At 68.1% G+C, this 17,628-nt stretch carries 15 protein-coding genes and 1 tRNA gene; 6 read left to right on the plus strand and 10 right to left on the minus strand.

The genetic code is table 11. The features are described from left to right. Window positions 1-21: 21 nt before the first annotated feature. The 4 genes from ACH34W_RS33440 to ACH34W_RS33455 all read left to right on the plus strand — a co-directional run bounded on the left by ACH34W_RS33440 (window position 22) and on the right by ACH34W_RS33455 (window position 6,393). Entirely contained in the window at window positions 22-1,026 is a 1,005-nt protein-coding gene (locus ACH34W_RS33440) for a helix-turn-helix domain-containing protein (RefSeq protein WP_395965142.1), read from the plus strand. Between the two features lie 610 nt (window positions 1,027-1,636). Then, window positions 1,637-2,134 (plus strand): hypothetical protein, encoded by a 498-nt coding sequence (locus ACH34W_RS33445; protein WP_395965143.1) that lies wholly within the window; start codon window positions 1,637-1,639, stop codon window positions 2,132-2,134. 35 nt (window positions 2,135-2,169) lie between these two features. After that, window positions 2,170-3,477: a preprotein translocase subunit SecY gene (gene secY, locus ACH34W_RS33450; protein WP_395965144.1), complete on the plus strand. Its 1,308-nt coding sequence runs from the start codon at window positions 2,170-2,172 to the stop codon at window positions 3,475-3,477. Window positions 3,478-3,834: 357 nt separating this feature from the next. Further along, the gene (locus ACH34W_RS33455; protein WP_395965145.1) at window positions 3,835-6,393 is read left to right on the plus strand and encodes a glycoside hydrolase family 9 protein; all 2,559 of its coding nucleotides are present in this window, start codon (window positions 3,835-3,837) and stop codon (window positions 6,391-6,393) included. A 169-nt stretch (window positions 6,394-6,562) separates the two neighbouring features. On the opposite strand, the gene ACH34W_RS33460 is transcribed toward ACH34W_RS33455, so the two are convergent. Beyond that, on the minus strand, window positions 6,563-6,859 hold the full coding sequence (locus ACH34W_RS33460; protein ID WP_395965185.1) for a RidA family protein: 297 nt from the start codon (window positions 6,857-6,859) through the stop codon (window positions 6,563-6,565). 270 nt (window positions 6,860-7,129) lie between these two features. On the opposite strand from ACH34W_RS33460, the gene bioB reads away from it, so the two are divergent. After that, a complete protein-coding gene (gene bioB / locus ACH34W_RS33465; protein ID WP_395965146.1) occupies window positions 7,130-8,209 on the plus strand; it encodes a biotin synthase BioB in 1,080 nt (359 codons plus the stop codon). A 39-nt stretch (window positions 8,210-8,248) separates the two neighbouring features. On the opposite strand, the gene ACH34W_RS33470 is transcribed toward bioB, so the two are convergent. The 6 genes from ACH34W_RS33470 to ACH34W_RS33495 all read right to left on the minus strand — a co-directional run bounded on the left by ACH34W_RS33470 (window position 8,249) and on the right by ACH34W_RS33495 (window position 13,243). After that, window positions 8,249-9,004, minus strand: a complete 756-nt coding sequence (locus ACH34W_RS33470; protein ID WP_395965147.1) for a cupin domain-containing protein — start codon at window positions 9,002-9,004, stop codon at window positions 8,249-8,251. A 27-nt stretch (window positions 9,005-9,031) separates the two neighbouring features. Continuing rightward, window positions 9,032-9,598, minus strand: coding sequence for a TetR/AcrR family transcriptional regulator (locus tag ACH34W_RS33475; protein ID WP_395965148.1), 567 nt, complete (start codon window positions 9,596-9,598; stop codon window positions 9,032-9,034). A 93-nt stretch (window positions 9,599-9,691) separates the two neighbouring features. Beyond that, window positions 9,692-10,582: a helix-turn-helix domain-containing protein gene (locus ACH34W_RS33480; protein ID WP_395965149.1), complete on the minus strand. Its 891-nt coding sequence runs from the start codon at window positions 10,580-10,582 to the stop codon at window positions 9,692-9,694. A 410-nt stretch (window positions 10,583-10,992) separates the two neighbouring features. After that, complete coding sequence (locus ACH34W_RS33485; RefSeq protein ID WP_395965150.1) at window positions 10,993-12,057, minus strand: CU044_5270 family protein; 1,065 nt, start codon at window positions 12,055-12,057, stop codon at window positions 10,993-10,995. Next, window positions 12,054-12,560, minus strand: coding sequence for an RNA polymerase sigma factor (locus tag ACH34W_RS33490; protein ID WP_395965151.1), 507 nt, complete (start codon window positions 12,558-12,560; stop codon window positions 12,054-12,056). The genes ACH34W_RS33485 and ACH34W_RS33490 overlap by 4 nt, the downstream gene beginning before the upstream one ends. 224 nt (window positions 12,561-12,784) lie before the next feature. Beyond that, entirely contained in the window at window positions 12,785-13,243 is a 459-nt protein-coding gene (locus ACH34W_RS33495) for an Lrp/AsnC family transcriptional regulator (protein ID WP_395965152.1), read from the minus strand. A gap of 143 nt (window positions 13,244-13,386) precedes the next feature. Between ACH34W_RS33495 and ACH34W_RS33500 the strand changes: the two genes are divergently transcribed. Then, entirely contained in the window at window positions 13,387-14,601 is a 1,215-nt protein-coding gene (locus tag ACH34W_RS33500) for an ArgE/DapE family deacylase (RefSeq protein ID WP_395965153.1), read from the plus strand. Window positions 14,602-14,650: 49 nt separating this feature from the next. Here the strand turns inward: ACH34W_RS33500 and ACH34W_RS33505 are convergent. The 3 genes from ACH34W_RS33505 to ACH34W_RS33515 all read right to left on the minus strand — a co-directional run bounded on the left by ACH34W_RS33505 (window position 14,651) and on the right by ACH34W_RS33515 (window position 17,496). Further along, window positions 14,651-14,722 (minus strand) — tRNA-Glu (locus tag ACH34W_RS33505). 181 nt (window positions 14,723-14,903) lie between these two features. Then, complete coding sequence (locus tag ACH34W_RS33510; protein WP_395965186.1) at window positions 14,904-16,103, minus strand: glycosyltransferase family 4 protein; 1,200 nt, start codon at window positions 16,101-16,103, stop codon at window positions 14,904-14,906. A gap of 148 nt (window positions 16,104-16,251) precedes the next feature. Then, entirely contained in the window at window positions 16,252-17,496 is a 1,245-nt protein-coding gene (locus ACH34W_RS33515) for an Ig-like domain-containing protein (RefSeq protein ID WP_395965154.1), read from the minus strand. Window positions 17,497-17,628 lie beyond the last annotated feature (132 nt).

The following is a 17,628-nucleotide window of genomic DNA, read 5'->3' on the forward strand; positions in this document are numbered from 1 at the left end:
GACGACACCGTGGGGTGGGCCATGGACGTGATCAGCACCGAGGAGATCCCGGCGCAAGAGCGGTTCGCCTTTTGGCACGAGGTGACCTCGAAGGTCTGGGTGCCCCTCGATGCACACTGCGAACCGCATCTGGAAACCGGATTTCGGGCTCAGGTCAGTATCAGCGAGCTCGGCCCCGTCCAAGCGACCTTGGTGACCACGACGCCACACTCGGTCCGCCGTACGCCCAAGCTGATCCGCCAGACCGATCCCGAAGCGTTGTTGCTGACCTGCGCCGTGCGCGGTCGCGGCATGATGGGAGAGCAGGACGGCCGGCACACGGTTTACCAGGTCGGGGATCTGGGCCTGTATGACAGCTCGCGCCCCTTCCTGGCCGGGCATATGCCGGTGGTGCCAGTGAGCCAGCACCTGGGCCTGCAGTTCCCGCACGCGTTACTGCCCTTGCCTCCCCGCGACCTGCGGCGCCTGACCGCGGTCCGCATCCCGGGCGACCGGGGCATCGGTGCGCTGACGTCGCAGTTCCTGCAGCAACTCGCCCGGCACATGGACGAATTCAGCCCCTCCGACACCGCCCGGCTGTCCACCCTCGTGCTCGATGTGCTGACCGCTGCGCTGGCAGGCGTGCTGGACGTCCAGAGCGCGGTGCCGACGCACACCAGGCGGCGCGCGTTGATGGCCCAGATCCACGCCTTCATCCAGCACAACCTGGGTGACTCGCAGCTGACCCCGGATGCGATCGCCGCCACACACCACATCTCCCTGCGCTACCTGCACAAGCTGTTCCACGCCGAAGGACACACCGTCGCCGGCTGGATCCGCGAACGCCGCCTGGAACGCTGCCGCCGCGACCTGGCCGACCCGCGCCTGGCCGCCTACCCCATCAACGCGATCGCGGCCCGCTGGGGATACACCAACCCCTCGCACTTCAGCCAGGCCTTCCGCGCCGCCTACGGCCTCTCGCCCCGCCAATTCCGCCAGCAGCAGGCAACAATGCACGCAAGCCAAGAAGAGTCCACTTTCGCGTAGGTACCGACCGCCAACATAGGTAGATCTCACCTTGAGGTGACCTGTCGGACCCGTGTGGCAGCCTCGCTTCATGCCTGTTCACGTGGCGAGCCGCCGCCGGACCACGCTCCCGTCACAGCGATCCTGCCCGAGGCCGGACAGATCGAGCAGGAGACGTTCCTGCTCTCTGACCGGTCCTGCGATCCAGTCCCCCTGATCGATCAGCACGCATCTGCGACGGGCCGAACGCGCCGCCGACCTCAGCCGAGGGCGAAGACGAGCCCGAGCAGAGCCACCCCATCGTGACGCCGGTGGCCAGCAGGATCGAGCCCGGGTCGGCGACTGATTCGCCGCCGTGGAGACGGCGGCGGTGCTGGACGCGGGTACGGCGGAGGTGGTGCGCCGCCGCGCCGCAGACCATGGCGGCGGCCAGTGCTGCCCCTGCGGCAGAGGGCGCCAGCCGGACGCACGGCAGGGGGAAGGCATGTGGCGCGGAGCACGGAAGGCCTGGACTTCGGCGAGGTTGACCAAAGCCGATCCGGTGGACGGTGACGGCGGTGCCGCTTATGGTGATCTCTTGAACGGGGCGCTCTCAGCCCGTTCCAGAGCTCACGGGGTGAGACGACCGGCCATGACGGAATCCGGGCGGGCTTCAGGCGAGGGAGAGGGCGGCCACGTCGCCCGTCGTCAGCGTGTGCTGATGCTCCTGGCCGGGTTCTTCGGCTTCGCAGTCGCCGGCACCATCTCGGTCTTCCCCGGGACGACCGGCGTCGCCGAGCTCCTTCGTACGGGCACCCTCGCCGCCGCGAACTCGGCGACCACCCGTACGTCCGTGGCGAAAGCCCTCACTCCCGAGCATCGCAGCAGGGTCGCCGCGAAGGCGTGGCAGACCGCATGTGGCGCCGACGCCGTCCGGTGGGCGATCTCGCAGGCACACGCCTCCGAGAAGACCATCGCGTCCGACCACCACGACGTCGCCGTTCTCCGGCCGCCGCGCGTCCCAAGCGCGACCGGCTCCTCCGCACCGGCCGCGGCCAAGCGCGGGTCTGCGCTTCCGGCCGTCGCCCGTTCCACCGTCCAGGTCCGCGGGCCGCCTCCAGCACGGGTTTTCGAGGCTCTCAGTTCCTGACCGCGGCGTCCCCATCGGGCGCTGCGGCGTTACCCGTGTGGAGGCTTGCCATCTCTCGCTTCACCCTGGCGTTTCGCACGCCCGAACTCCGTAAGAAGATTCTTTTCACCCTGCTGATCGTCGTGATCTTCCGGGTGGGCCAGAGCCTGCCGACCCCGAATGTGAACGTGCCCGCACTGAAGGCCGCCGCTGACGCCGCCGAGCAGAACAGCCGCCTGTTCGGCATGCTCGACCTCTTCAGCGGCGGCGCGCTGCTCAAACTCTCGGTCTTCGCGCTCGGTGTCTTCCCGTACATCACCGCGAGCATCATCCTGCAACTGCTGACCGTCGTGATCCCGCGCCTGGAGACCCTCCGGAAAGAGGGCCAGTCCGGCACCACCAAGATCACGCAGTACACCCGCTATCTCACCGTCGCGCTCGCCGTCCTGCAGGGCGCGAGCGTGGTGGCGATGGCGGCGACGGGCCGCCTTTTCCAGAACGTTTCCGGGAGCGAGGACATCCTCTACGAGAAGACCCCGTTCGCTGTCATCACCATGGTCATCTGCATGGTGGCCGGGACCGCGGTGGTCATGTGGCTGGGTGAGCTGATCACCGAACGCGGCATCGGCAACGGCATGTCGATCCTCATCTTCACCCAGGTCGTGGCGGTCTTCCCCGGTCAGCTCTGGGGCATTCTGCAGGCCAAGAACGGCTTCGCCTTCACCTTGGTGATCCTGGTCGGCCTCGCCATCATGGCGGGTGTCGTCTTCGTCGAGCAGGCCCAGCGCCGCATCCCGGTCCAGTACGCCAAGCGCATGGTGGGACGCCGCATGTACGGCGGCACCGCCACCTACATCCCTCTCAAGGTCAACCAGGCGGGCATCATCCCGGTCATCTTCGCCTCGTCGCTCTTGTATCTGCCGATACTCGCGACCGAACTCTGGCCGGAGAGCAAGCTGCTGCGCGAGATCGCTCCCCACACCCAGCAGACCGACCCCTGGCACATGGCCGCCTTCTTCGGCCTCACCGTCTTCTTCACGTTCTTCTACGTCGCGATCACGTTCAACCCGACCGAGGTAGCCGACAACATGAAGAAGTACGGCGGTTTCGTCCCCGGCATCCGCCCAGGCCGTCCTACCGCCGAATATCTCGACCACGTCCTGACCCGCATCACGACCCCGGGCGCGCTCTACCTCGGCCTTGTTTCACTGGTCCCGATGGTCGCGCTCGCGCTGCTGAAGGTCGGCAACGAGTTCCCCTTCGGGGGAACGAGCATCCTCATCGTCGTGGGCGTGGCGATCGACACGCTCAAGCACGTCGACGCCCAGCTCCAGCAACGCAACTACGAAGGCTTCCTCCGCTAGGGGCCTTCTCCAGAGCTGAGTTCCAGGCCGGGTTGGTGACACGCCGCCAAGGCACGCCGCCAAGGGCGTGCCACCAACCAGGCATCAAGATCCGCTAACCGGGATCCAGGGCACCGTTACGGGCGGGGCAGGGCGGCGCGGGTGCGGGCGGGGCAGGGCGGCGCGGGTGCGGGCGGGGCAGGGCGAGGGCCGGGCGGGGCCTGCGGGCTCGGCGACGATGAAAGATTTCACGGGGCGTCGCGCAGGCCAGGGCGGTCCGCGCGCACCGGGTCTTGACGGCGTGCGGACAGCGGGTGACCATTGGGCCGCCCGAGCCATGTGGGAGCGCTCCCACCTCGACGGCCCGCGAGGAGTGCCGTGAGAAGACGACTGGGACAGAGCGTGATGGGAAGACGGCTGGTACTGATCGCGGTCGCCGCGCTGGCGGCGACGTGCGTCACCCCGGCGGCGGCCAGGGCCGATGAGCCGGAACAGATCCGTAACGGCACGTTCGACACCACCGCAGAGCCCTGGTGGCACACCGGCAACCTGGCCTTCGACATCTCCAGCGGGCGGCTGTGCTCCGACATCCCCGCCGGAACGGTCAATCCCTGGGACGCCATCATCGGGCTCGACGGCATCCCGCTCGTCAAGGACGAGACCTACGCGTTCAAGTTCTTCGCCACGGGCACCCCGGCCAAGACCGCCAAAGCGCTGATCCAGCTTCCGGTCGATCCGTGGACGCAGTACCTGGGGGCCAACCCGGAGCTCAGCGTCTCCGGCAACACCTACACCTACACGTTCACCTCACCGGTGGACATCCCCAACGCGCAGGTCGCCTTCCAGCTCGGCGGCAGCGCGACCGCGTGGCGCTTCTGCCTGGACGACGTGTCGCTCAAGGGAGGCGCGGAGCCGGACGTCTACAAGCCCGACACCGGTCCCCGCGTGCGCGTCAACCAGGTCGCCTACCTGCCGAAGGGCCCCAAGAACGCCACCGTCGTGACCACTTCGGAGACGGCGCTTCCCTGGAAGGTGGAACGCGACGGCGCCGTCGTCGCCGAAGGCACCACCAAGCCGCGGGGACTGGACGCCTCCTCGGGACAGAACGTCCACAGCATCGACTTCAGCTCCTACACCACCACCGGAACCGGCTTCACGCTGACCGCCGACGGTGAGACGAGCCGCCCGTTCGACATCTCCGCCACGGCGTACGAACGGCTGAAGGCCGACGCGCTGAAGTTCTACTACACCCAGCGCAGCGGCACCGCCATCGACGACGGCCTGCGGCCCGGGTACGGCAGACCCGCAGGCCACGTCGGAGTGAGCCCGAACCAGGGCGACACCGAGGTGCCGTGCCAGCCCGGCGTCTGCGATTACACCCTCGACGTCTCCGGCGGCTGGTACGACGCGGGCGACCACGGCAAGTACGTCGTCAACGGTGGCATCTCCGTCGCCCAGGTCATGAGCGCGTTCGAGCGGACGAAGAACGCCCCGACGGCCAGGCCGATCCCCGGGCTGGAGATCCCTGAGAGCTCCGACCGGGTGCCCGACGTCCTGAACGAGGCGCGCTGGGAGCAGAGCTTCCTGCTGAAGATGCAACGCCCGGACGGCATGGTCCACCACAAGATCCACGACCAGAACTGGACCGGCCTGCCGCTGCTCCCCCACCTCGACCCGCAGAAGCGCGAGCTGCATCCGGTGTCCACGGCCGCCACCCTGAACCTGGCGGCCACGGCCGCACAGGCGGCGCGCGTGTTCGCCCCCTACGACGCCCGGTACGCCGCGGCCAACCTCGACGCGGCACGCAAGGCGTGGAAGGCGGCCAAGGCCAACCCCGCCGTCTACGCCTCGCCGAACGACGGCATCGGCGGCGGCACCTACTCCGACGACAAAGTCACCGACGAGTTCTACTGGGCGGCCGCCGAGCTCTACATCACCACCGGAGAGACCGAATTCCGGGAGTACGTGCTGGGCTCACCGCTGCACACCGACGACGTCTTCGCCGAGCGCGGCTTCAACTGGGGTTCGGTGGCGGCGCTCGGCCGCCTCGACCTGGCGACCGTCCCCAACGCCCTGCCCGGCCGCGACTCCGTACGCCAGTCGGTGCTGGCCGCCGGCGACAAGTACCTCGGCATCATCGACGGCTTCGCCTACGGCTCGCCGTACAACCCCGACACCTACGAGTGGGGTTCCAGCAGCCAGGTGCTCAACAACGTCGTCGTGCTCGGCGCCGCCTATGACATCTCCGGTGCGGAGAAGTACCGCGACGGCGCCCTCCAGGGCATGGACTATCTGTTCGGCCGTAACGCCCTCAACATCTCCTACGTGACGGGTTACGGCGAGGTGCATTCGCGCAACCAGCACAGCCGCTGGTACGCCCGCCAGCTCAATCCCGAACTGCCCAACCCGCCCGCCGGCACCGTCGCCGGCGGCCCCAACTCCGACATTCAGGACCCGATCGCCCAGGCCAAACTGCGAGGCTGCAAGCCGCAGTTCTGCTACATCGACGACATCGAGTCGTGGGCGACCAACGAGCTGACCGTCAACTGGAACGCCCCGCTGGCGTGGGCCTCGGCGTTCGCCGCCGACCAGGGTGACGGTTCGGCCCCCGCGCCGGGCCAGTGCAAGGTCGACTACACCATCCACGGCTCATGGACGTCCGGCTTCACCACCCAGGTCACCGTCCGCAACACCGGCACCACGGCGATCAACAGATGGGCACTGAAGTGGTCGTTCCTCGGCGGGCAGAAGGCGGGTAACACCTGGAACGCCACCCTGTCGCAGGACGGCGCGACGGTCGTCGCCAAGAATCGGTCCTACAACAAGAAGATCCCGCCCGGGCAGACCGTCACCTTCGGCTTCACGGGCACCAACCCCCTCGGCGCCAACCCCGCACCCGACCTGTTCACCCTGAACGGAGCAGCCTGCGCACGCTGACACCCCACGAGGGCCTGCGCGGGGCCCCGGTCCGCCACAGGAAGGACCGGGGCCCCGCGCAGGCCTTGCCCTAGTACGGCGTGAGCAGCGGCTCGCCAAAGCCCACAGGTCGTAGCCCATGCCGTGTCCGCTGAGCAATCGCACTTGGGAGGTCAGGGACATCGGGGCGTCACACTACGGCGATGGCGTCGATTTCGACGAGGACCCCAGGGCCCAGGCCGGCGACGATGTGGACGGTGATGGCCGGCGGCGGGTCGGCCGGATTCCATACCTGCTGGAAGGCGGCCACGCCTTCGTCGAACGAGTGGCCGTCAACCGCGGCGATGGTCCAGTGCACGATGTTGGCCAGGCTTGCCCCTTCGCTCTCCAGAATGGTTGCGAGATTGCGGAACGCCTGAACGGCCTGCTCTTCAAGTGTGGGCCCGACGACCTTACCGGCGGCGTCGACGCCGTTCTGCCCGCCGATCTAGATCGTCTTGGCCGGTTGTTCGACCACGACGGCCTGACTGAAGGCCGGGCTGCGGTGAAGTCCCTCGGGGTTGATGTGCCGTGTGCTCATGTGGTGCCTCCTCCGGTCATGAAACCTGTAATAGTGGTTTCGTTAAACACCGGTTATAGCGGTTTCACGCGAGCGACCACAACCGGACGGGGTGCTGCGCGAGAACAACAGACGGTCGGCGATCTTGTCGGCGGCCGTCATTGGACGGACGGGCGACGGCGATCAGGATGGGTTGTCATGACGGACACTCTTCCCCATGACCTGCTGGGATCGCTGGCCGCCAAGGGCCTGCGGTGCGAGACGCCGACCCGTGAGGAGGCTCTGGCGGTCTTGCGCACCGCGGATGAGGACATCCTCGACGTGGTGGCGGCGGCCTCGAAGGTGCGGCGACGCTTCTTCGGCACGCGGGTCAAGCTCAACCACCTGGTCAACATGAAGAGCGGGCTATGCCCCGAGGACTGCGCGTACTGTTCCCAACGGCTCGGCTCGACGTCGCAGATCCTCAAGTACTCCTGGATCAGCTCCGGCGAGGCGGCGGGCAACGCCGAACGCGCCATCGCGGCCGGCGCCAAGCGGGTGTGCCTGGTCGCCAGCGGCCGTGGCCCGGCCGATCGCGACATCGACCGGGTCGCCGACACGATCGGCGCGATCAAGGAAGCCGCTCCCGAGGTGGAGGTGTGCGTCTGCCTGGGCCTGCTCAAGCCGGGTCAGGCCGACCGGCTGCGCGAGGCGGGCGCGGACGCCTACAACCACAATCTCAACACCAGCGAGGACAACTACCGCGAGATCTGCTCGACCCACAGCTTCAAGGACCGGGTGCAGACAGTGAACGACGCCAAGCGGGCGGGTCTTTCGCCCTGTTCGGGAGCCATTTTCGGGATGGGTGAGGTCGACGACGACATCGTGGACGTCGCCTTCGCGCTGCGCGACCTGGATCCCGACTCGGTGCCGGTCAACTTCCTGATCCCCTTCGACGGCACCCCACTGGGCGGCCGCTGGGATCTGACCCCGCACCGCTGCCTGCGCATCCTGGCGATGTTCCGGTTCGTGTTCCCCGACGTGGAGGTGCGGCTGGCCGGCGGCCGGGAGATCCACCTGCGCGGACTGCAGCCGCTGGCCCTGCACCTGGTCAACTCGATGTTCCTGGGCGACTACCTGACCAGCGAGGGCCAGCCCGGCGCCGACGACCTGAAGATGATCGCTGACGCCGGGTTCGTCGTCGAAGGCGCCGACGAACAGACCCTGCCCGATGCCCGCCACGACCTGGTCGCACTGCGCCGCCGGGGCGCCGGGACCGACCTGCCCGCCAACACCTGAGCTTCGGCCTTAGCGCAGAACGCAGGGATTCTGCTGCCCTCAGAGGTCGGGGAACTCGAGTTCGGGTGTCTCGTCGGCGGCGAGGAGGAAGTACCCGAGAAACGTCACGCCTTCGTCCTGGGCGTCGAATCGCGCGACACGTACACCCTTGGGCTCGTAGAACACGTCTCCGGGACCGAGTACGGATGCCGCTTCGCCTTCGATCTGATAGACCGCCGAACCGTGCTCGATGCTGCCGAACACGGGGCCGTTGTGCACATGCAACCCGGCCACATGGCCGGGCGCGATCGTGATGCGCCGGACCTCAACCCGGTGTGTGCTCTGCGGAACCGTCAGGAGCTGATCGAGCAGCACCGAGCGGGTGACCGGCGGGCTGCCCTCAGCGCCGGCAACGTGATCGTCGCGGTGGTATTCGCCGTCGGTGACCGGGGCTCCGGCCTCGGGGGCGGCGCCGTCGTCCGGGATCGGCTCGATGGCCAGGTGGGTCATGGGAACGGTGGGGGCGGCGCCGTGCCAGTGCCATTCACCGGGTGCGATGTGCACGGTGTCGCCGACGTGAATTGTCTCGACGGGCCCACCGCGGCGCTGCACACGCCCGGTGCCCTCGGTGACGAGGAGCACTTGTCCGAGCGGGTGGCGGTGCCACACGGTGCGGCCACCGGGAGCGAAGCGGACGCTGTCGATCTGAGTCCGCGTCCCGTCCTCGGGTTCGGCGACCGGCTCGATCCACGCGCCGCCGGTGATCCACTGGGACGGAGCGGCGACGCTGGTGGCGGCCCTGCGGGTTATGCGCATGATGTCGTGGTCTTCCTTCGGTCGAGGTCAGTGGACGGTGCGCGCGCTGAGTAGAGCGAGGACGCCTGCAACCGCCTGGTCGAACGGTTCTGTGGTGTCCGCGGCGCGGGCAAGGACGTATCCGCCCTGGAGGGCGGCGACGATCGCGGCTGCGGTGGACGCAGGGTCCACGGCGGACTCCAGTTCTCCGCGGTCCAGTCCCTCCTGCACCACCGCCGCCAGGCGGGCGCGCAGCCAGGCGAAGGTCTCCTCGATGGGTGCCCGAAGGGCAGGTGTGGCCATGACGTCGGGGTCCTGGGTGAGTCGGCCGATGGGGCAGCCCCGCAGGACGTCGCGTTCCCGGTGCAGGTATGCGGTGATGCGCTCGACGGCCGTGCCGGGGGCGGACAGCTGCGCGTCGACGGTGGCTCGCATGTCGTCGGCAGTGCGGCGGATGGCGGCGTGTGCGAGGTCTTCCTTGCCAGCGAAGTGGTGGTACATGCTGCCTTGGCCGGCGTCGGCTCGCTGCTGGATGGTTTTCGGGCTAGTACCGACGTAACCGCGTTCCCAAAACAGCGCACGAGCGCTCTCGACAAGCCGTTCCCTTGTGTTCACCCGATCAGTGTACATACCTATAGGTACAGAGATCGCCCCCGGGGACCGGTCACTTGACGCAAGTGGCCGCGGCGACGTTCACACCGGTAGCCGTCACACCTCCGGTCGGCGATCGAGCCGGAGATCTCTGGCGGCGTCAGGTTGGGTGGGTGTGCTGCGGTTGGGCCATGCGATGTCGTCGACGGCGAGAAACGGTTCGTCGGCCAGGGTCGCGGGGGTTGCGCCGGTGAGCTCCATGACGTCTCGATGCAGGTGGGATTGGTCGGCGTAGCCGGCGTCGGCCGCGACTTGGGCTGCGCCTTCACCGGCGACCAGACGGTGGGCGGCGTGGTCAAAGCGGACCAGCTTCACCGCGCGTTTGGGCGGCAGGCCGAGCTGTGACCGGAACCGGGACCACAGCCGCTTACGGCTCCACCCGACCTCGGCGGCGAGTCCGTCGACCCGGGCCCGGCCGCGGCTGCTGAGGATCCGCTGCCAGGCCCAGGCCACCTCGGGGTCCACCGGCGGGCCCGCCTCATGCCGGCGGGCGAGCAGCGCGTCGGTCAATGCGAAGCGATCCTGCCAGGACGAGACATCGCCCAGTTGCTCGCGGATCTGTGACGCCTCCCGGCCCCACAGGTCGGCCAGGGACACCACGGCGCCGTCCAGGTCGGCGGGGGAGGTGCCCAGAACCGCGCGTGCGATTACCGGGGACAGGCGCACCTGCACGCACTGGAGGTTCTCTCCCCGCGCCCGGACCGCGCCTCCGGACCCGAGCCCGGGCCCGGCGACCATGCTTCCTCGCTGCTGCCGCCCGGCAGCACAGTCAATGACGGGCGAACCGGCGCCGAAGTCCAGGAGCAGCGTCACGGCCGGATGCGGGACCATCCGGAGCGCGTCCAGGTCACCGACACCGAACCCGGCCATGGTGACACCGGCCACCCGGCTGGGCCGCCGCGGGCACGCGACGCCCCAAACAGCCCCACCGTGCACGAACGTCCGCACCGTCCCATGCTACGTGCGCCGGCCGAGGGGAACATTCGTTCAATCCACCGGCACCTACCGGCCGAGACAGTGGGCTCATGACTGTTCCTGACGGCGGCCCGTACGTGAACGACGGCGCCGAGACCACCGAGAGCTCGACCCTGTCGCTGGACGACGGCGACATCTACCTCTGCCAGGATGGCTCCCGCGACCCCCCTGCTGGCCTTCACCGCGATCCACGCCGTACGGGACGGTCGTCGGTCTGGTCATGGGCGGCCCGGCGGATCCCGAGCTCGACCTTGACGCGCCCCTCTGATCCGGCTGCCAGACCCCAGCCGCGTTCCCCGCCGAGCATCCTTCGAACGCCACCCCGGGGAGTCGGCCGCCCGTCCCCACCGTTCGGGACGGGCGGCTGGCAGGAGTGCGTTCGTTCAGGGGCGGCGGTCCACATCGTCGACCCGGGCCGCCTTCAGGAAGAGCGTGTAGTCGGTGACCGCCGGGATCTGCACCGGCAGTTTGCCCGGGTCCTTTATCAACACCTCTTCCGTGCTGAGCAGGGCTCCGGTTCGCCGGTCGAAGATGACTACGTCCCGCGAGGGCAGGCCGTGCTGGCTGTGTTCGAGGATGAACGCGGCACCCGGCCGCCCGGCCCGGTCCTTGACCGTCCCGGCGTAGCCCAGCTCATCGTCGTCGGCCAGCAGGCGCAGCAGCGCCCCCTGCACGCGAGGCCGGATTGGCTGCTGGCGGTGCAGATCGACGATGGTCTCCAGCATGGCGAGCGTGCCCCTGATCTCGCCGCGACTCGACACCACGCGGCGTAGAGCGGCCGGATCCACGGGCAAGGCGTCAGCGTTGGGCTGAAGAGACAATTCACCCGGGCCGTACCGGTCATCTTGATTCTCAGCCCCCCACTCAGGCTTGCCCTGCTTCACCCACTCCTGCCGGCTGCGCTCTGTGGGGAACCATGGCTGCCCGGCCTGGCTCACCTGGCGGCCGGACCCGTCGGGCCGGATCCACTGCTCCTCAGTTGTCGGCACAACCGCCGCCGACGTCCGCCGATCCGCCACAGTGGTGTGGAGGTACCAGTTGCTGGTCTTGGTGTAGACGACGGGGCCGCGCCCGATGGTGTCGGGCTGGCGCTCGGCCTTGGCCGCCAGATCCCGGAGGACCGCGTCCACCTTGGCCCCGTACACCGGCTTGCCCGTCGCCAGCGGCAGCGGCGTCGTCGCAAGCGCGACGGAGCGATCATTCACCGACACCAGGAGGTCGGCGGCAATGACGGCCAGCCCGGCCGCTGCGGTCGCCATGGTCAACACCACCCGCCGCCGGGTGAGCCGCGGGACGAGCCCCTTCCGCCGCTTTGCGGCTCTGGCCGGTGGGGATCCGGCCAGGATGGTCTCCATGAGGAGCCGGCGTTCCCTCAGGTCGCCGTGAACGTCCTTGGCGGGATCGTGCTCGGCGAGAAGCTCACGAACAACCTCGGCATCGGTCTTCACGACGTTACCTCCTCAAGCGATGAGTTCATGAGCTTCTCGATGCGCCTGCGGGCCCGATGGAGCCGTACGGTCACGGTCGGCGTCCTGCACCCCAGGACGGTGGCCGCCTCAGACAGGCTCAGCCCTTCCCAGGCGATCAGCCGCACCAGTTCCTGATCCTGCTCGGGAAGGTTGTGGAACGCCGCAACCGCGAGTTCCCGCTGGCCGACGGCCTCGGCTTGATCGGTCTCGGCCGGATGCATGTTCTCCTCCAGCCCCACCAGCGGATCACTGTTGCGGCGATTCTTCCGCGCCCGGTTGGCTATCAGGTTGCGCGCCACCCCGTACAGCCACGGCAGCGGCGCACCACCGGGCACCTCCGGCAACCGCCGCCACGCGACCGTGAAGGTCTCCGCGGCGACGTCGGCAGCGTGATCGGGACCGACCCGGCGCCACGCGTAGCGCAGCACGGCGTCATGGTGACGTTCGTAGATGTCGACGAACCGTTGCCTGTCCGCGGTCATGGATACCGCCCATCTTCTGTGTTCGGCATACCAGGCTTGTGTCGCAGCACAGGCGTTCATTACCGGGACGAACTCGTGATTTCTCGCAGAAGCCGTCCGTGATCCGGCTCGTCATAAGGTCGCCGACCTGGTCGTCCTGGACGCCGGACCACTCGCCGACATCACCTGTACCACCAGGATCCACGCCGTCGTCACCGCCGGGCACCTGATCACGGTTCTGGACCTCAGTCGATGACCTTGATCTTCTTCATGGTCGGCTGGGAGATGACGCGGGCGATGCCGGGGATGCCGATGATCTTGTTGGTCTGGAAGGCCTCGTAGGCGGCGTAGTCGGCGACCATGACGCGCAGGTAGTAGTCCGGCCTGCCGAACACCCGGCGGAACTCAATCACCTCCTCGTATGCGGCGACGGTGGTCTCCAGCTCCTCCAGGGTCTTCAGGTCGCTGATGCTGACCTCGATGGAGACGATGACCTCCATGCCGCTGCCGAGGGCCTCGTGATTGATGATCGCCCGGTAGCCGGAGATGATGCCGGCCTCCTCAAGGCGCTTGACCCTGCGCAGGCACGGGGGTGGCGTGAGGCCGACCCGTTTGGCGAGTTCGACGTTGGTCAGACGACCATCCTGGCGCAGGTGAAACAAAATTTCGCGATCAATTGGATCTAGTTTGTATTCATTGCCCATATACGCAGTTTAACAGCACATATAGAAACCAAATTAGGTAAATATCGACTTAGAATTGCCGAGTCCAGGTCGCTGCCGCCGTACGGGGTGGCCGTACGCGCCCTCCCGTGTTCGCAGCAGTGCTCCGACGAAAGGTGATGATCATGACGGCTTCCGCCGCGCAGCAGGTCCAGGAATGGCTGGAGGAACGGGCACACGAGATGACCGTGCTCCTGGAGCGGCTGGTGGCCGTGGACTCGGAGAATCCGCCCGGGCGGGCGCTGGGGCGCTGCGCGCAGATCCTGCGCCAGGCCATGGACGACCTCGGCCTGTCCCCAGAGATCATTGAGATCCCCGGCGCGCCCGCCGAACTAGAGGAGCCGTGCATCGTCCGTGGCACCGCCGGCGAAGGGGACAAGCTGCTGTACTTTCACGGGCACTTCGACGTCGTGCCAGCCCAGGACGGTCAGCAGTTCACCGCGGTGCGCCGCGACGGAAAGATCATCGGCCGTGGCACCGCGGACATGAAAGGCGGCATCGTCAGCATGCTCTACGGCGCCGCGGCCGCCAAGGAACTGGGGCTTCTGGGGGAAGGACGGATCGTCGTTCACCTGGTGTGCGACGAGGAGACCGGCAGCGTCGCCGGCGCCGGCTACCTGCGCGACGCAGGGCTGATCGACCCGTCCGCCGTGGCCATGGTCACCGGCGAACCCAGCAGTGGCAGCATCTGGAACGCCGCCCGTGGCGCCGTCTCCCTCCGGGTGGACATCCAAGGCCGTGAGGCCCACGTTGGTCAGGCGAGCCGGGGTGTGAACGCCTTCCAGCACATGCTGCACGTCGCGCGCCCTGTCGAACGGTACGCAGCCGAGATGGCCGAACGGCACACCGCCTTCCCTATGGACCCCACCGACGCGCCGGGCACGATGCTGGTCGTGGGCGGACGCTCGGGTGGCGGGTCGAACTTCAATGTCGTGCCCGGATCCGCGTACTTCACCGTGGACGGCCGCTACAACCCAGAGGAAGACCTCGACGGGGAGGTCAAACGCCTCACCGCCCTCATCGACGAGGCAGCGGGTGAGGTCGGCGCCGAGGTATCGGTACAGGTCACCCAGCTGCAGCCCTCGGCGAGCACCGAGGACGGTCATCCTGCCGCCGCCGCGCTCGCCCGGGTGGTCAGTGAGGTCGAGGGTGGCGAGGCTCGTTTCGAGATGTGTGCGGGCATCCTGGAGATCCGCTGGTACGCGCAACTCGGCATCCCCGCGTTCGGCTACGGCCCGGGCCGCCTCGACGTTTCCCACGGCCCCAGCGAGTACGTCGAAGAGGCCGCGATGCGCCGCGCCGCCGCGGTATATGCCCGGTACGCGGGCGAGATGCTGTGATCCGACCTTTGGACGTGACGAGGTTGACCCGGTGGATGCGGGCCTTGCGTAGCGCGTACGAGGATCGAACTCGTGTCTCCAAGGTGAGAGCCTGGTGTCCTGGCCACTGGACGAACGCGCCTGGAAATGAGGAGGGCCGCCGCTCCGCGATCGGAGGGCGGCCGTAGGGCGTGTGGGCCTACGGGCGTTCTCCGGAGCGGCGTTCGCGCTCTTCGGTCATGGCGGCCGCTCCCTTCTGGCTGACCCCTACGATGCCCGGCTCCGAGCGATGGCCGCAACGCATTTTCTCGGCGGGCGCCGGGTCACAGGCGTGGGTGGAGTTCGGCTAGGAGGCGCTGCCATTGGGCTCCGATTCGGGTCAAGTCGTAGGCACGGACGGAACGGATGGCCTCCTCGCCTAGGCGGTCCCGCAGGGTGGCGTCCTCGATCAGCTTGCGCAGGGCGGCGGCGAGGCCTGGCAGGTCGCCTGGCGGGACCAGGAGGCCGTCGTGGCCGGTGGTGATCATTTCGGCTGGGCCGGTGGGGCAGTCGAACGCCACCACGGGGAGGCCCAGGGACATCGCTTCGATGATCACCATGGGCATGCCCTCGAAGCGGGAGGACAGCACGTAGATCGAGGCGCGGCGCATCTCTTCCGCCAGGTCGAGGGTCCTGGCACGCAGGTCGACGCGGCCCGCCAGGCCCATATCGGCGATCATCTTCCGAAGCCGGTCGCGGTGGGGTCCGCCGCCGAAGATCCGCAGCGTCCAGTCGGGATGCTCGGCTGCGAGGGGCTCGTACGCCCGGATCAGCAGGTCGAAGCCCTTCTGACGGGTCAGCCTTCCTGCGGCCAGGACCACCTTGGAGTCTCGTGGTGAGGGGCCGCCGCTGCTCAGCGTGGGGACTGCGTTGGGGATCTGGACGATCCGGACAGGTGTGCCTGCCAGCGCGGTCTCGTAATCGGCGCGGGACACCTCGGTGAGGACCGCGAGTGCGGTGAGGCGGCCGTACGAACGCAAGATCTCGCGGCGCAGGTGCGGGCGGTACGACGGCAGGTTCATGTGGTCCTGCCCGATCGTGGTGGTCCCGCGCGGCGCGAGCGCCGCGATGAGGAGGTTGAGCGACGGGCGCGTTCCGACCAGGACGTCGGGGGCGGGACGGCAGAGCGTTCGGACGAGTTGCAGGTCGGCCCACAGGTTCATGCTGCGGAACGAGGCGTCACCCGCCGGAGTCAGCAGGCTCGGCAGACGGGTCAAGAGCCGGGCGGCCTTGCTGATTGGTTTCTTCCTCCGGTCGTCCGCGACGGTCACCCTCACGCCGTCGGGGATCCGGAAGCACGGGTCCTGGCGGTCGCGGACGACGCTGACGAGCTCGACATCGTGCTCCTGGGCCAGATAGCCGCACAGGTTGAGCACTGTCCGGATAGTCCCGCCCGCGCCGTAAGCATGCTGCAGGAAGACCCGGATCCTCAGCCGGTCCGTCCGCCGCACCCGGCGCAACCGGACTAATGGCGCCAGCGCCATGAGCAGCACTCGCCTCAACGCTCGGTGCCCGCGCCGACGCAGTCCGTGTCCGATCTGGCCCAGTAGGCCTCTTTCGTCCGCCATCTGTCCCCGATCTCAGGCAGGTCGTCTTTCCTACCTTCCCGAGATCGGGCGCAGATCAACGTGGTCAGCCGGTGGTGACCGTCCGGTCCAGGGCGCTGCCCTTCACCCACCGGCTCCACGACATGGCGTAGAAGCTCCAGCCGTTGAACGGGTCGAGCCCGCGCTTGCTGCCGGTGACGATCACCGGGTCGCCGCGGTAGGACAGGTTGTAGAACCACTGGGCCACGGGCGGCGGCAGGTTCACGCAGCCGTGGCTCGCGTTCGTGCGGCCGAACGCCCAGTAGCGATCGGGGCTGGCGTGCAGGTACTCGCCCGAGCTGGAGATGCGGACCGCGTGCGGCAGCTTCAGGTCGTAGTAGTCGGGGTCCTTCTTGTCCGTGACGCCCATCCAGGCCGAGGTCATCCGCTCGACCAGGTGCTTGCTCATGGTCAGGTGGACGCCGCTGGTGGTCAGGTACGTGTCGACGCCGTTCCGGACCCGGCCGCCCTTGCCGGCGCTGACGCCGCTGCGCTTGACGACCTTCCCGTTGACCTTGAACGTGGCCTTCTTGGTCTTGGTGCTGACCGTGGTGATGTGCTCATTGCCGATCCGGAAGCCATGGGAGACGTCGCTGACGCCGTAGGTCTTCTTGCCCGCCTTGATCCCGGCCAGCTTCGCCGTGAGCGTGACCTTCTGGTTCGGCTTCCAGTAGGTGCCGTTCTTCGTACGGAAGATCACCTGGCTGTCGCTGACCCAGTACCAGGCGCCGACGACGGGCTTGGTGGACTTGATCCCCAGCGCCTGCTCGACGGCCTTGCGGTCGTCCACGCCGCGGTTGAACGTGACGATGATCGGCATTCCGACGCCGACCTTCTCGCCCTTGGTCGGCGTGATGTCGGCGACGGTCAGTTCGGCGGCGGGCTTGAGCGTCTTGAACTTGCTCGTCGCCGCGGTCGTCTTGCCCTGCGGGTTCTTGGCGACGACGGAGACCTCGTAGTCGGAACTCGGCCGCAGCGTGCGCGACTTCCAGCTGGTCTTGTCGGGCGACAGCTGCCCCTCGACCGGCTTGCCCTTGCGGGTGACCGTGACCTGCTCGAGCGCGCCGTTCGCGACCTTGACCTGGACGCCCTCTTCGGGCTTGGCCTTGCCGAACCCGTTACCCGGTGTGATCGTCACCTGTGGCGCGTTCGGCTCGTTCTTACCGCCGACCGTGGTGCCGCCGGCGCCGTCGTCACCGCCCCCCGAGCAGGCGGTCGCGAAGAGAAGCACGGCCCCCGCAAGCCCCGTGCCCGCCCGCACCCCTGCGGTAAGACCTCGCTGCACCATCATCCTCCCGACCCCGCCTGATACCAGGGAGACATTAGCGACAAAAATCGTCGATGATGCCACAACCACTGGTTTTGACCGACCTCCGAGATCAAAGCGTTGCAAGATCCACCAACTCGGTCTCGGAAGTCATGC

Origin of the sequence: Actinomadura sp. 6N118 (genome assembly GCF_044326415.1) — a bacterium.
Lineage (GTDB): Bacteria > Actinomycetota > Actinomycetes > Streptosporangiales > Streptosporangiaceae > Spirillospora.

Excerpts from the sequence above, each read along its gene's own strand:
- ACH34W_RS33440 (WP_395965142.1), top strand. The coding sequence starts at position 22 with ATGGACGTGATCAGCACCGAGGAGATCCCGGCGCAAGAGCGGTTCGCC.
- ACH34W_RS33445 (WP_395965143.1), top strand. The coding sequence starts at position 1,637 with ATGACGGAATCCGGGCGGGCTTCAGGCGAGGGAGAGGGCGGCCACGTC.
- bioB (WP_395965146.1), top strand. The coding sequence starts at position 7,130 with ATGACGGACACTCTTCCCCATGACCTGCTGGGATCGCTGGCCGCCAAG.
- ACH34W_RS33470 (WP_395965147.1), bottom strand. The coding sequence starts at position 9,004 with ATGCGCATAACCCGCAGGGCCGCCACCAGCGTCGCCGCTCCGTCCCAG.
- ACH34W_RS33490 (WP_395965151.1), bottom strand. The coding sequence starts at position 12,560 with ATGACCGCGGACAGGCAACGGTTCGTCGACATCTACGAACGTCACCAT.
- ACH34W_RS33495 (WP_395965152.1), bottom strand. The coding sequence starts at position 13,243 with ATGGGCAATGAATACAAACTAGATCCAATTGATCGCGAAATTTTGTTT.
- ACH34W_RS33500 (WP_395965153.1), top strand. The coding sequence starts at position 13,387 with ATGACGGCTTCCGCCGCGCAGCAGGTCCAGGAATGGCTGGAGGAACGG.
- ACH34W_RS33510 (WP_395965186.1), bottom strand. The coding sequence starts at position 16,103 with ATGGCGCTGGCGCCATTAGTCCGGTTGCGCCGGGTGCGGCGGACGGAC.
- ACH34W_RS33515 (WP_395965154.1), bottom strand. The coding sequence starts at position 17,496 with ATGATGGTGCAGCGAGGTCTTACCGCAGGGGTGCGGGCGGGCACGGGG.